Annotated in this window: 14 protein-coding genes and 1 other annotated feature; of the genes, 13 read left to right on the forward strand and 1 reads right to left on the reverse strand. The window is 38.4% G+C overall.

The annotated features are described in order from the left end of the window. The first annotated feature begins 59 nt into the window (after positions 1 to 59). From cdd to V7077_RS18745, 13 genes are all read left to right on the forward strand, one after another. On the forward strand, positions 60 to 443 hold the full coding sequence (gene cdd, locus V7077_RS18685; protein ID WP_420489676.1) for a cytidine deaminase: 384 nt from the start codon (positions 60 to 62) through the stop codon (positions 441 to 443). Further along, a complete protein-coding gene (era, locus tag V7077_RS18690; protein ID WP_335504675.1) occupies positions 433 to 1,353 on the forward strand; it encodes a GTPase Era in 921 nt (306 codons plus the stop codon). Before cdd ends, era begins: the two co-directional genes overlap by 11 nt. A gap of 157 nt (positions 1,354 to 1,510) precedes the next feature. Beyond that, the gene (locus V7077_RS18695; protein WP_098529956.1) at positions 1,511 to 1,654 is read left to right on the forward strand and encodes a YqzL family protein; all 144 of its coding nucleotides are present in this window, start codon (positions 1,511 to 1,513) and stop codon (positions 1,652 to 1,654) included. 32 nt (positions 1,655 to 1,686) lie between these two features. After that, a complete protein-coding gene (recO, locus tag V7077_RS18700) occupies positions 1,687 to 2,439 on the forward strand; it encodes a DNA repair protein RecO (protein WP_335504678.1) in 753 nt (250 codons plus the stop codon). A 51-nt stretch (positions 2,440 to 2,490) separates the two neighbouring features. Further along, positions 2,491 to 2,674: a binding site (T-box leader), on the forward strand. Between the two features lie 95 nt (positions 2,675 to 2,769). After that, a complete protein-coding gene (locus V7077_RS18705; RefSeq protein WP_335504681.1) occupies positions 2,770 to 4,152 on the forward strand; it encodes a glycine--tRNA ligase in 1,383 nt (460 codons plus the stop codon). A gap of 120 nt (positions 4,153 to 4,272) precedes the next feature. After that, complete coding sequence (locus V7077_RS18710; protein ID WP_335504682.1) at positions 4,273 to 4,911, forward strand: helix-turn-helix transcriptional regulator; 639 nt, start codon at positions 4,273 to 4,275, stop codon at positions 4,909 to 4,911. A 26-nt stretch (positions 4,912 to 4,937) separates the two neighbouring features. Then, positions 4,938 to 5,747: a pyruvate, water dikinase regulatory protein gene (locus V7077_RS18715; protein WP_335504683.1), complete on the forward strand. Its 810-nt coding sequence runs from the start codon at positions 4,938 to 4,940 to the stop codon at positions 5,745 to 5,747. 626 nt (positions 5,748 to 6,373) lie between these two features. After that, positions 6,374 to 8,182, forward strand: a complete 1,809-nt coding sequence (gene dnaG / locus V7077_RS18720) for a DNA primase (protein WP_335504685.1) — start codon at positions 6,374 to 6,376, stop codon at positions 8,180 to 8,182. Positions 8,183 to 8,222: 40 nt separating this feature from the next. Further along, positions 8,223 to 9,353 carry an RNA polymerase sigma factor RpoD gene (gene rpoD, locus V7077_RS18725; protein WP_335504687.1) on the forward strand — a complete coding sequence of 377 codons (1,131 nt, stop codon included), beginning with the start codon at positions 8,223 to 8,225 and terminating at the stop codon, positions 9,351 to 9,353. A gap of 379 nt (positions 9,354 to 9,732) precedes the next feature. Beyond that, on the forward strand, positions 9,733 to 10,872 hold the full coding sequence (locus V7077_RS18730) for an acyl-CoA dehydrogenase family protein (protein ID WP_335504690.1): 1,140 nt from the start codon (positions 9,733 to 9,735) through the stop codon (positions 10,870 to 10,872). A gap of 192 nt (positions 10,873 to 11,064) precedes the next feature. Then, complete coding sequence (gene cccA, locus V7077_RS18735) at positions 11,065 to 11,433, forward strand: cytochrome c550 (protein WP_335504692.1); 369 nt, start codon at positions 11,065 to 11,067, stop codon at positions 11,431 to 11,433. 219 nt (positions 11,434 to 11,652) lie between these two features. Beyond that, positions 11,653 to 12,381: a tRNA (adenine(22)-N(1))-methyltransferase gene (locus V7077_RS18740; protein ID WP_335504694.1), complete on the forward strand. Its 729-nt coding sequence runs from the start codon at positions 11,653 to 11,655 to the stop codon at positions 12,379 to 12,381. Continuing rightward, complete coding sequence (locus tag V7077_RS18745; protein WP_335504696.1) at positions 12,359 to 13,474, forward strand: Nif3-like dinuclear metal center hexameric protein; 1,116 nt, start codon at positions 12,359 to 12,361, stop codon at positions 13,472 to 13,474. The genes V7077_RS18740 and V7077_RS18745 overlap by 23 nt, the downstream gene beginning before the upstream one ends. Positions 13,475 to 13,558: 84 nt before the next feature. Here V7077_RS18745 and V7077_RS18750 read toward each other — a convergent pair whose 3' ends face one another. After that, positions 13,559 to 14,509, reverse strand: a complete 951-nt coding sequence (locus V7077_RS18750; protein ID WP_335504698.1) for a 4-hydroxy-3-methylbut-2-enyl diphosphate reductase — start codon at positions 14,507 to 14,509, stop codon at positions 13,559 to 13,561. Positions 14,510 to 14,714: the final 205 nt, after the last annotated feature.

The following is a 14,714-nucleotide window of genomic DNA, read 5'->3' on the forward strand; positions in this document are numbered from 1 at the left end:
AAAGAAACAGCAGATTTCCTGCTGGAAGGGATGACGTTTTTGTGAACACTGAACAATTAATGGAAGAAGCTAAAAAAGCAAGAGAAAAAGCCTATGTTCCATACTCTAAGTTTGGAGTGGGAGCAGCATTGTTAACGACTGAAGGAAAAGTATATCATGGCTGCAATATTGAAAATGCCGCTTATAGTATGTGTAATTGTGCAGAACGTACTGCCCTTTTTAAGGCTTATTCAGAAGGTGACCGAGATTACCAAATGATGGCCGTTATTGCTGATACGGACCGCCCTTGTTCGCCATGCGGGGCATGCAGGCAGGTAATATCCGAGCTATGCCCAAGTGACATGAAAATAATTTTAACCAACCTAAAAGGTGATGTAAAAGAATTGACGGTAGCGGAGTTACTTCCTGGTGCCTTTTCTCCGGAGGATTTACATGCAAAATAAAGCGAATGAAAACGGATACAAATCAGGATTTATCTCCATCATCGGGAGACCAAATGTCGGGAAATCAACTTTTCTTAATCGGGTAATCGGCCAGAAAATTGCCATTATGAGTGATAAGCCACAAACAACAAGAAACAAAATTCAAGGGGTGTTATCCCTGCCTGATGCTCAGATGATTTTTATTGATACACCAGGTATCCACAAACCAAAACATAAATTGGGCGACTTCATGATGAAGGTAGCACAGAATACACTTAAAGAAGTAGATTTAGTCTTATTTATGGTAAATGCCGAAGAAGGATTTGGCAGGGGTGAAGAATTTATACTTGAAAAATTTCAAACTGTAAACACTCCTATCTTTCTCGTTATTAATAAAATTGATCAAATTCATCCTGATGAATTGCTGCCTATTATTGAATCATATAAAGAAAAATATGACTTTAAAGAAATCGTGCCAATTTCAGCATTGGAAGGAAATAATGTTGAACGATTATTAGAGCAAATTAAAGGATTCTTACCTGAGGGGCCGCAATATTACCCTGCAGACCAAGTAACCGATCATCCTGAGCGGTTTATTATTACAGAGTTAATTAGGGAAAAAGCACTGCACCTAACAAGAGAGGAAATTCCCCACTCTTTGGCTGTTGTGATGGATAAAATGGAACGACAGCCAAATAAGGATATTATTCATGTTATGGCTACGGTGATAGTAGAAAGAGATTCACAAAAGGGTATTATTATTGGCAAGCAAGGGAGCATGCTTAAGGAAATCGGTAAACGCGCCCGAGTAGATATTGAGAATCTCCTTGGCTCGAAAGTATTTTTGGAGCTTTGGGTTAAGGTACAGAAAGATTGGCGTAATAAAATGTCCCAACTCCGTGATTATGGCTTCAATGAGGATGAATATTAAGTAAACCCTAATTAAAATATTAACTCTTAAACAAGATTATGCATGGACAACATTAACAATTATTTCGTCTAATATTTTCGCTAAGGCAGGCTATGATAATTATAAGGTTTGGGATTTAACATTAGGCTAGTCTAAATAATGAAAGGTGGGGTTTTCGATGATGGATTTTACGTGGAAAGTATTCCTCCAAACAGGTAATATTGACACATATCTTCTCTTCAAAGAGCTTGAGAAGGAAAACCAAGAAATACCCGGAAATCAGAATGAAGATCTAGCACAAATTGATTTTCCCGTTTCATAAGTTTGTTTTCGCACGATAGAAGGTGGCAAAAAATGCTTCAGAAATATGAGGGCATTGTCATTAGAACCACAGATTATGGAGAAACAAATAAAATAGTAACGTTATATACTAGAGAAGGTGGTAAGATTGGTGTTATGGCACGCGGGGCCAAAAAGCCAAATAGCCGCCTTTCCTCTATTTCCCAGCTTTTTACACATGGATATTTTCTCTTGCAAACAGGTTCTGGTTTAGGGAGCTTGCAGCAGGGAGAAATCATTACTTCTTTGCGTTCGATTGGGGAAGATATCTTTTTAACAGCCTATGCCAGTTATATTGTTGAATTAACAGATCGATGTACGGAAGATAAAAAAACAAACCCTTATCATTTTGAATTACTCAATCAGACACTTCATTATCTGAATGAAGGTTTTGATCCCGATATTCTTATGAATATTTACGAGATGAAGATGCTAAATGTCATGGGACTCTACCCGGTTTTAGATAGGTGTTCCGTCTGTGGCAGTACAGACGGTCATTTTTCATTTTCAATTCGGGAAGGCGGTTTTATCTGTCATCGCTGCAAGGAAAAGGATCCTTACCATTTTCCATTATTACCAGCAACTGTTAAATTATTACGGCTATTTTATTATTTTGATCTTTCCAGATTAGGGAATATTTCAGTTAAAGACGAAACAAAGGCTGAATTGAAAAAAATAATCACAGCCTACTATGATGAATACTCAGGTCTCAACCTCAAATCTAAAAAATTTCTTAATTCAATGGATCATTTTCGCAATCTGTTATAAATGCCTTGTTGACAATGTATGAAGTTTTCGTTACTATTTCTTTAATAAAAAATATTTGCGGTGAAGGAAAGTAGTAATTAGACTACTCTATAAAAGCGAACCTAGGATGGTGTAAGCTAGGGTATAGGGCACTAATGAAGGCGTTCCCGAGCAAACGTGTTGAAAAACACAATTTAAGGAGGCTGCTTTTATAGCAGCAAATAGGGTGGAACCGCGGGTAACTCTCGTCCCTATGCTTAATTAAGCATAGAGGCGGGAGTTTTTTATTGTCTAGTTGAAGTATTATGATGACATTCCACTTTTTATTTTAAAAAAAGGAGCGAAAAAACAATGAATGTAATAATGGAACAAATCGTTTCACATGCAAAGCACAGAGGATTTATCTTTCCTGGGTCAGAAATTTATGGTGGTTTAGCAAACACTTGGGATTACGGTCCATTGGGTGTTGAATTTAAAAATAACATCAAACAGGCTTGGTGGAAAAAATTCGTTCAAGAGTCTCCCTATAATGTAGGCTTAGATGCAAGTATTTTAATGAACCCAAGAACTTGGGAAGCGTCAGGTCATATTGGTAATTTTAATGATCCTATGATTGATTGTAAAAACTGTAAGGCTCGCCATCGCGCTGATAAGTTAATTGAAAATGCTCTTGATGAAAAAGGAATAGAGTTGGTGGTAGACGGGCTTCCATTTGAAAAAATGGAAGAATTAATTAAGGAACATAATATTGCTTGTCCTGATTGCGGCAGCCACGATTTTACGGGTATCCGTCAATTCAATTTAATGTTTAAAACGTTCCAAGGCGTAACGGAAACTAGTACTAATGAAATATTCCTGCGTCCAGAAACTGCTCAGGGTATTTTTGTTAACTTTAAAAATGTTCAGCGGACAATGCGAAAGAAATTGCCGTTTGGGATTGCGCAAATTGGTAAAAGCTTCCGCAATGAAATAACACCTGGGAACTTTACCTTCCGAACAAGAGAATTTGAACAAATGGAACTTGAATTCTTCTGCAAACCCGGTGAGGAATTAAAATGGTTCGATTATTGGAAGCAATTTGCTGAGAACTGGTTATCATCTTTAGGTCTTACAAAGGAAAATATCAGACTTCGTGACCATTCCGAAGATGAGCTTTCCCATTATAGTAATGCGACAACTGATTTTGAATTTAAATTTCCGTTTGGCTGGGGCGAATTGTGGGGCGTGGCATCAAGAACGGATTATGATTTGAAACAGCATATGGAGTTTTCGGGCGAAGATTTTCACTACTTAGATCCAGAAACAAATGAAAAATATGTACCATATTGTATTGAACCATCACTTGGTGCTGACAGGGTTACACTAGCTTTCTTAATCGATGCGTATGATGAAGAGCAGCTTGAAGATGGTACTTCCAGAACCGTCATGCATTTCCACCCGGCGTTAGCCCCTTATAAGGCTGCAGTGCTGCCGTTATCAAAAAAATTGTCTGAAGAAGCCAGAGAGGTATTTGCTAATTTATCTAAATACTTTACGGTTGATTATGATGAAGCAGGCTCAATCGGCAAACGGTACCGCCGCCATGATGAAATCGGTACTCCATTTTGCATCACTTATGATTTTGATTCAAAAGAAGACAACATGGTTACAGTCCGTGACCGGGATACAATGGAACAGACCCGCCTCCCTATCTCGGAATTAGTGAGCTTTTTACAAGAAAAGATGGTATTTTAAGGAAAAAAAGGTGCGGACATCCGCACCTTTTATCTATAACCATTATGATTTAAAATACCCGCTAAGTAGTATATAATATTTCTTATTCAAATATGGCAAATTGTATTATATTTTTTTTAGGTGGTGAGGACAATCGAACTGACTAAACGCCAGGAGCATATTTTACAAATCGTTAAAGAAAATGGCCCAATAACAGGTGAACAAATTGCAGACCAATTGAGTTTAACCCGTGCTACATTGCGGCCAGATTTGGCAATCCTAACAATGGCTGGTTTTTTAGATGCAAGGCCGAGGGTTGGCTATTTTTATACAGGAAAGTCGGGGGCTCAGCTATTGACTGAGAACCTGCAGAAAATTTATGTATCTGATTATCAATCTATCCCAGTGGTAGTAAGTGAAAGTGTTTCAGTTTATGATGCGATCTGTACAATGTTCCTTGAAGATGTGGGTACATTATTTGTGGTTGATCAATTTTCTAATCTAGTCGGAGTATTATCAAGGAAGGACCTATTGAGGGCCAGTATTGGCAAGCAAGAGCTTACAAGTATCCCTGTCAATATCATTATGACTAGGATGCCAAACATAACCACCTGCGAACGTGAGGATTTATTAATTGATGTGGCAAAGAAATTAATTGAAAAACAAATCGATGCCTTACCTGTCGTTAAAAAATCTGATCAAGGCTATGAGGTTATTGGCAGAGTGACCAAAACAAATATTACCAAAGCTTTTTTGGCGTTAGCTGATGAAGAAAGATAAATAGGAAATGGAGATGATGAGGGAGAATGAGTACGCCGATCATTTATGTGGTCTCTGATTCAGTTGGTGAGACAGCTGAATTAGTTACGAAAGCAGCAATTAGCCAGTTCAATGGGTCAGGTATGACATTAAAGAGATTTCCTTATGTTGAGGATAAAGAACATATCGAGGAAGTTTTATCACTGGTTTCCCATGACAAAGGGATGATTGCTTATACCCTGGTTAAACCTGATATGCGTACATATTTGAAGGAGAGGGCCGATGAGGACGGCATACAAGCAGTAGATTTAATTGGACCGATCATTGATCAAATTGAGATTTTCAGTGGAAAAACGCCCCTTTGTGAACCTGGTTTGGTAAGGAAACTGGATGAGGATTACTTTAAAAAGGTAGAAGCGATTGAATTTGCAGTAAAATATGATGATGGACGAGACCCAAGAGGGCTTTTAAAGGCAGATATCGTTTTAATTGGAGTATCTAGAACCTCCAAAACACCATTATCACAGTATTTGGCACATAAACGGTTAAAGGTGGCCAATGTACCGCTGGTCCCGGAAGTAGATCCTCCTGAAGAACTATATAAAGTTCCGATAGAAAAGTGCTTTGGCTTAAAAATCAGTCCGGAAAAGCTAAATAATATCAGAAGAGAACGGTTACTTTCCTTAGGATTAAACGACCAAGCAAGCTATGCTAATATCGAACGAATTAAAGAGGAATTAACTTTTTTTGAAGAAATAGTCAAGAGAATTAAGTGTCCAGTGATCGATGTGACCAATAAAGCTGTCGAAGAAACAGCAAATGTTATTTTAAATTATATTCAAAAGGGAAGATTCTAACGCATAATCAATTGATTATGTGTTTTTTTAACAAAAAAAATGAAAAAAAGTTATGGTAAAATGATAACGAATATACTATAATAAAAAATTGTGATAAAAAAATATCTTTTTAGGTTTAGAGTTGCATTGGAACGAATAAACTATTTATTGTTAGATGTCAAGGCAGCCCCCCTAAAAAAATTCGACATAAATCCTTTTTATAAAAGTTGTTTCTTTAAGAAGGAATATGCGGAGTGATGTAGAATTTATACTTATGGAAAAGGCAAATAGGCTATTTTGTCGATGCAGAGTTTTGCCCGGTTAAAGAGGAAATTGTCGAAAATCACAGCCATATTTTCCGTTGACGTTTGTTTTGCTGCTACCTGTGTTCATCATGTGAAAGAAAAACATTACATATGTGCAATCTGGAAATCCATTGACTCAGGTAAGGAAGAACAGCCCCGTATCTGTAAACAATTCAGGTAAAGGAGATATTGTTGTCAAAGAGGAGAATACCGAAAGGACCAAGACCTATTAATCTGAGGATCGAGCAAGATTTGTGATGAAGCTAACAAAAAAAATGTCGAAATTTGCAGGAATTTAACTAATGCCTGCCGAATACCTGTAGTACAAATGGAGTTGTTTTCATGGCAGACCTTATTGCCGAAGAGAAGATTGACCAAATTCGTCAGGCTGTTGATATTGTCGAGGTAATTAGCGATTATGTTCAACTGAAAAAACAGGGGCGAAATTACTTCGGATTATGTCCATTCCATGGAGAGAGCACCCCATCATTTTCAGTATCACCTGACAAACAAATCTTTCATTGTTTTGGTTGTGGGGCGGGAGGAAATGTATTTTCTTTTTTAATGGAACTTGAAGGAATATCATTCCAAGAAGCAGCCATTAAACTAGCGGCGAAGGTAAATATTGAATTAGGTATTAACTTGCCGCAAACATTGGGTGGCAAAAAACTTTCTAAAGAACTTCAGGCAATGATTGATGCCCATGAGCTATTAAGAAAATTTTACCACCATCTTTTGGTAAATACAAAAGAGGGTCAACACGCACTCGAGTATTTACTAAACAGAGGTTTTACCCAAGAATCGATTGATAAGTTTCAAATCGGGTATTCATTAAATTCATGGGACTTCGTTTATAAATTCCTGACTAAGAGGGATTTTTCACCTGAATGGATGGAAAAAGCCGGTTTAATTATCAAAAGAGAGCGGGATGGAACGTACTTTGATCGTTTCAGGGATCGAATTATGTTTCCTATATTTGACCGTCATGGTAATACGATTGCTTTTTCTGGGAGATCACTTGGGGCTGATGAGCCAAAATATTTAAATAGTCCCGAAACAGCAATCTTTAATAAAAGTAAAATTTTATATAATTATCACTTGGCAAAACCAAGTATAAAAAAAATGCAATATGCTGTTTTATTTGAGGGATTTGCCGATGTCATTGCTGCCGACCGGGCTGGTGTTGAAAATGGGATTGCCACAATGGGAACAGCATTAACAGAGGAGCATATCACTCTGTTAAGACAGAATGTTCAAACGGTGACGATTTGCTATGATTCTGATAAGGCCGGTATTGAGGCTGCATATCGGGCAGGGAATCACCTTCAAGAAGCTGGCTTTCAACTAAAGGTAGCGATGATGGCAGATGGTATGGATCCTGATGAATATATTCAAAAGAATGGTGCAGATAAGTTCCGAAATGATGTAATTGGTGCAAGTTTAACCTGGATGGCCTTTAAATTTATTTACTTTCGCCGCGGAAAAAATCTTCAGCTTGAAGGAGATCAGTTCGCATACATCGAACAAATAATCAAAGAGATCAGTAAACTCGATAAGGCTGTTGAAAGGGATCATTACTTAAGACAGCTGGCATCTGAATTTTCCCTCTCGCTAGAGGCATTAAAGCAGCAACAGCAGCAAATATATTTTGCTGAAAAGAGAAAATCAAGCGGATCGAAAGAACCAGCCCAAAAGCCTTTAGTAGTTATTAAGCCGGCAGAAGGACTGAAACCGGCATACCTTACAGCCGAAAGACGGTTAATTGCCCATATGCTTAAAGATCGAGATGTGGCTTATAAGGTTCAGGAATTACTTGCAGGACAAACGTTTAATATGGATGAACATCAGGCAATAATAACCTATCTGTTAGGATTTTTTGAGGACCATGCAGAACCTGACACCAGCGCATTTTTAACCTATATTCAAGATGATAATCTTAGAAGAATAGTTGCAGACATTGAAATGATGGCCATAAATGATGAACTGACAAATCAGGAATTAACTGATTATATCAAACAGGTGTTGAATTATCAAAAGTTGTTAAAGATAAAAGAAAAAGAAGTGGAATTAAAAGAAGCTGAACGAGAGAAGGACTTTAGTAAGGCCGCAGCGATTGCTACTGAAATGAATCACTTGCGTAAATTGTTATGAATTCTAATTTATTGTTTTGATTTTGGAAGGAGGGGGACATATGGCTGCTGAAAAATCAGCCCGTTCAAAAGAGGTTGAAAATGAATTAACCCTTGAACAAGTAAAAGACCAGTTAACTGAATTGGGTAAAAAAATCGGTGTCCTTGCCTATGATGATATTGCTGAAAAAATGGCTAACTTTGATGTGGATTCCGAGCATATGGATGAATTTTATGAATCCTTAACAGAGCAAGGAATTGAATTAGTAGGCGAAAGTGATGAGGAAGACCCTGATATTAAAAAAATAGCAAAAGAAGATGATGAGGAATTTGATTTAAACGACCTTAGTGTTCCTCCAGGTGTTAAAATCAACGATCCTGTCCGCATGTATCTAAAAGAGATTGGCCGTGTGGACTTACTCTCTGCCGAAGAGGAAATTAAACTTGCTAATCGGATTGAAGAAGGAGACGAAGAAGCTAAACGTCGTCTTGCTGAAGCAAATTTACGGCTTGTTGTAAGTATTGCAAAGCGTTATGTTGGCCGAGGTATGTTATTTCTTGACTTAATTCAAGAAGGGAATATGGGCCTCATTAAAGCAGTTGAAAAATTTGATTATCGAAAAGGCTTTAAATTTAGTACTTATGCTACGTGGTGGATTCGTCAAGCGATCACCCGTGCAATTGCTGACCAAGCAAGAACGATACGGATTCCGGTTCATATGGTGGAAACCATTAATAAGCTTATTCGCGTACAACGTCAGCTCCTCCAGGATCTTGGTCGTGAACCAACACCGGAAGAAATCGGTGAAGATATGGATTTAACCCCTGATAAGGTACGAGAAATTTTAAAAATAGCGCAAGAACCAGTATCACTCGAAACTCCAATTGGTGAAGAAGATGATTCACACTTAGGTGATTTTATTGAAGACCAGGACGCAACGTCCCCTTCAGAGCATGCTGCCTATGAATTATTAAAAGAACAATTGGAAGATGTTCTCGACACATTAACGGACCGGGAAGAAAATGTTCTCAGATTGCGTTTTGGATTAGACGATGGCCGGACCCGTACCCTTGAAGAAGTTGGAAAGGTATTCGGTGTCACTCGTGAACGTATTCGTCAAATTGAAGCAAAAGCACTGCGAAAGTTACGTCATCCAAGCCGCAGTAAACGTTTAAAAGATTTCTTAGAATAACTGAATGTTTGCCAATAATAGTTTACTTCTTAAAAAGAGGTAGACTATTTTTTTGTTTTAAACACTAAAGTTTTAACGAATGTAAGCACTTTCTGTATTGTTATTTTACTGAATTGTCTCTCACTTTGCAAATAGGCTTTTCAACATTTACTCCGTTTTTTATCTGCTTTACTTTTTTACAAAAGGAAAAACTGCTTCAACATTATTTTAAGAATCAGCTATAAGGTATTCCTTTTCATTCCATCCGCGGGTAGATTAAATCACATTTGTATATTTCGATAATATAATTTATTTTAAAATTTTAAATGTTATGAATTAATCAGGATTCCTTATATAATAAAAAAGAAAGCGTATACAATGCCGTTTTGGGGGGATGGAAATGAATTTTGACTTAACATCTGAACAACAAATGATTAAACATATGATTAAACAATTTGTAGATGAAGAAGTGGTGCCAGGGGCCATAGAGCGTGATCGAACAAAAAAGTTTCCAGTAGAGATATTTAAAAAGCTAAGTACTTTGGGGATGATGGGGCTTCCTTTTCCAGAAGAATACGGTGGCGGTGGCGCAGATACAATCAGTTTTGCGATAGTCGTCGAAGAGTTAAGCAGAGGATGTGCCTCAACCGGGATAACATACTCTGCACATATTTCTTTAGGCGGTGCACCAATTAATCTGTTTGGAACCGAGGAGCAAAAACGAAATTATTTAACTCCGATTTGTATTGGGGAATCTTTGGGTGCATTTGGTTTAACAGAACCTAATGCCGGCTCAGATGCGGGGGGAACAAGGACATCGGCCAAAGAAGAAAACGGGGAATTTATTATAAATGGAAATAAGTGCTTTATTACCAATGCCAGTTATGCGCACCATTTAGCTTTGACAGCTGTAACTGGGGAGGAGAGTGGACAAAAGGAGATTAGTGCCATTATAGTTCCTACTAATGCTGAGGGGTTTACCATCATTGATAATTACGAAAAGATGGGTTTGAATGCATCCAATACAACGGAACTGGTATTAGAAAATGTAAGGGTGCCTGTTGACAATCTTCTTGGAAAGCGTGGAGAGGGCTTTAGACAGTTTTTAATCACATTAGATGGCGGTCGTATTGGGATAGGAGCAATGGCCGTAGGGATTGCTCAAGGAGCTTATGAGAAGGCGTTAGCCTATGCAAAAGAGAGAAAACAATTTGGTAAATCCATTTCTTCCTTTCAGGCTATCCAATTTAAGCTAGCCGATATGGCGATGAAAATTGAGTTAGCACGAAATATGGTCTATAAAGCTGCCTGGTTAAAAGACCAAGGCAGGCCGTTTTCCAAGGAAGCAGCGATGTGTAAGTTATATGCATCCGAAATGTGTATGGAAGTGACAGACCAGGCCGTTCAAATCCATGGTGGTTACGGTTATATGAAGGAGTACCAAGTCGAAAGGATGATGAGAGACGCAAAGCTTCTTGAGATTGGGGAAGGCACCTCCGAAGTACAAAGAATTGTCATATCCCGCCTCATCGGGTGCTAATTAATGACAAGTTAAATGGAGAGACTGAAGAGAAAATTAGTTAAATTCTTCAGTCTCTTTTTTCTATATTATAAAGATTATAGTGATAAAATAAGTTTAGGGCTTTTCCTTCTGTTATTTTTCAAGTAAAATAGTAGTTGTTTGTAGACTATTTATTTTTAAGATGCGTTCGTACATAAGGGAGGTAAGATCATGAAACGGAATCCGGTTATTCCTTACATTCTTGTCATGGTTTTTGGGATCGTATTAGTGTTTATTCTTTCCTTCAAAGGCCTGGGAGACATGAAAGAAGTCGCCAAAGAGAATGGAAAAGGAAGTGGCAGCGAGACAACAGAGGTTGCAGCAACAAAGCCAGAAGACATTTATAAGCAAACCTGTATTGGCTGTCATGGGGATCAGTATCAAGGGGTAGTAGGGCCAACATTAAAAGGTGTCGGCAGTAAGTATTCTAAAGCAGAGATTGTGAACATCATTACAAAAGGTAAAGGCAACATGCCAGCAGGCCTTGTTCCTCAAGAACAAGCTGACGCAATGGCAGAATGGGTAAGTAAAATCAAATAATAAAAAGAGTCCTTTGCTTTAGTAAAGGACTCTTTTATATACTTAATGAAAAGCGGAAGCGCCTTGACCAGGGGCGACAGGCATAAGACGAGCTGGCGAGAAGGTTGTATTTAACCTTCCTGACATATTGGCTTAGACCTAAGAGCCCCTAGGCGCTGTAGCTGGACAATTCTCAAAGTTAAATGTTTATTCCTATATTATTGTAAAAGTGGTGGAATCTTGAATACAGATAAATTATCAGTTCGTTTAACAACAGTCGCAAAATATGTACCAGAAGGGGCAAGGTTGGCGGATATTGGCTCCGATCATGCTTATCTGCCATGTTATCTAGCTAAGAATTTTAAAATATCTTATGCCGTAGCAGGTGAAGTGGCCAAAGGGCCTTTCCAATCAGCCGAAAAAAATGTACTAGCAGAAGGGCTCGCTGACAAGATTACAGTCCGCATGGGTGATGGACTTGAGGTGATTCAGTCTGGTGAGGTCGATTGTATTACCATTGCCGGAATGGGGGGGGCTCTAATCTCTAGTATTTTGGAAAGTGGGAAAGACAAGCTAGGTTCAGTTAAGCGTCTTATACTGCAGCCAAATATTAGTGCAGTCTCGATTCGCACGTGGTTGTTTGAAAATAACTGGGAGTTAATTGCGGAAGAAATTCTAGAGGAAGATGGGAAAATTTACGAAATTTTAATTGCCGAACAAGGTAATCCGGCTAAACCTTATCAGGAAAAGAGGGAAAAGCAATTTTTGCTGGGACCATTCCTGTTGAAGGAAAAGAATGAAATCTTTAAAAAGAAGTGGGATTCAGAGAAGAAAAATTGGCAGCGTATTGTTGAAGCGATGGAAGAGGCTTCGGAAACGGCCGAGACAATCGAAAAAAAGAATGAGCTCATTGAAAAGATAAAACTTGTGGAGGAGGTCCTAAGTAATGAAGAATCCGAACGGTCATGAAATCATCCAGCTTTTTGAGCAATTTTCACCAAAGGGCTTGGCAATGGAGGGCGATAAAATAGGTTTACAAATTGGACGGTTAAATAAAAGAGTTGATAGGGTAATGATTGCTCTCGATGTTCTCGATCATGTCATTGATGAGGCGATCGAAAAAAATGTACAGCTCATTATTGCTCATCACCCGATCATCTTTCGGCCGCTTAAAAACTTGTTAACTGATACAACTCAGGGGAAGATGGTTGAAAAGTTATTAAAACATGATATAGCTGTTTATGCAGCTCATACCAATTTGGATGTCGCTAAAGGCGGGGTCAATGATCTATTGGCAGAAGCTTTGGAGCTTGAAGAAGCGGAGGTTCTGGTCCCTACCTATGAGGCGATGCTTAAGAAATTAGTTGTCTTTGTCCCTGCTAGCCATGCAGAAGAAATCAGACAAGTGTTAGGCAATACAGGTGCTGGTTTTATTGGAAACTACAGTCATTGTTCATTTTCGGCAAATGGAATAGGAAGATTTTTACCCGGTGAACATACAAATCCGTATGTGGGCAAGCCAGGAGAGTTAGAAAAAGTGGATGAAGTAAGAATAGAAACCATACTGCCTGAATCACTTTTAAAGAAAACAATCACCGCGATGATCAAAGCACATCCATATGAAGAGGTTGCTTATGATGTGTACCCGGTTGAGAATAAAGGGGAGACACTTGGTCTCGGCAGAATCGGAAAAGTGAAAGAAATGACCTTAGCTGAATTTGCTGAAAAGGTAAAGGCAGCATTAAACGTCCCCGCTGTCCGGGTTGTAGGGGATTTAACCTCTAAGATTAAAAAGGTTGCGGTATTAGGCGGCGATGGTAATAAATATTTTATGAATGCAAAATTTAAAGGGGCAGATGTATATGTTACAGGGGATATCTATTATCATACGGCCCATGATGCGATGATGCAGGGCTTAAATATGATTGACCCGGGACATAATGTGGAAAAGGTGATGAAAATAGGGCTGACAAATGTACTCCAAAAGATGTGCAAAGAGTCTGGCTACGATGTTGACATTTTCCCATCTGAACAAAATACAGACCCCTTTCAGTTTGTATAAACTACAAAGAAAAGAACCGCTCTTAATGGGACACGGTTCTTTTTCTTTAAAATAGTTATTTGGGCAAGTTATTGAAACTTTTTCTTATGATTTGTCAGCACTTTTAACTTTAGGTAATATTTTGTTCAATTGAACTTGCTTACGGCGTTCCCAAGTCGATTCATTAGTTGGATCAAATTGCTCAAGGAATGTGATTACCTCTTTGGTAATAGGGGTCGGTGTAGAAGCACCCGATGTGACGGCAACAGTCTTGGCATCTTTTAACCAATCAATTTCTAATTCCGTTATATCTGCAATTCGATATGCTCTTGTTCCAGCAATTTCCTCCGAAACTTGTGCAAGACGATTAGAGTTATTACTTTTTGGATCGCCAACAACGATCGTTACATCAGCTTTTGTCGCTTGTTCGGCAACGGCTTCTTGGCGTATTTGCGTTGCATGGCAAATTTCATTATAGACTTCGACATGAGGGTATTTTTCCTTTACTTTTTTCATAGTATCGGCAACATCCCACTGACTCATGGTAGTTTGGTTTGTGACAATTAGGTTTTCACTTTGAACGGTTAATGCTTCAACATCATTAGGAGTTTCCACTAAATGAACCATATCCGGTGCAACACCAACCGCACCTTCAGGCTCCGGGTGCCCCTTTTTTCCTATATAAATAACTTGATATCCTTGTTTTGTTTTTTCTTCTATCAAATCATGTGTTCTAGTTACATCAGGACAGGTTGCATCAATCGCTACTAGTCCTTTCTTCTTTGCAAGCTCACGTACTTCCGGAGAGATGCCGTGGGCGGTAAAAATAACCGTACCTGATTCAACTTTATTAAGAATATCGATGCGATTGTTACCATCCAGAGTGATAATGCCCTCCTCTGCAAACGCATCTGTAACATGTTTGTTATGAACAATCATCCCTAAAATGTAGATGGGACGTGGCAATGATTTATCTAAAGCAGCATTTCTTGCAATAACCATGGCATCGACGACACCATAACAGTAACCGCGTGGTGATATTTTAATGATTTGCATATTATAAAGTCCTCCTACATGAACTTTGTTTTTTTAGATCATCACTCCAAGCTGTTTCCCTGGATCAATAAGCTTTTCTGTAAGTCTATGTATTTATTATATAAAACTAATAGATAGAATACAAAGATACATTTTTCCTGTAGGATTTATTAAAAAAAGGCTGTGTTAATCTTGAATGTTTATTTCCGCTCCAGGCGGCTTCGCT

Source organism: Neobacillus vireti, assembly GCF_036962465.1.
GTDB classification, from domain to species: Bacteria; Bacillota; Bacilli; order Bacillales; family Cytobacillaceae; genus Neobacillus; species Neobacillus vireti_B.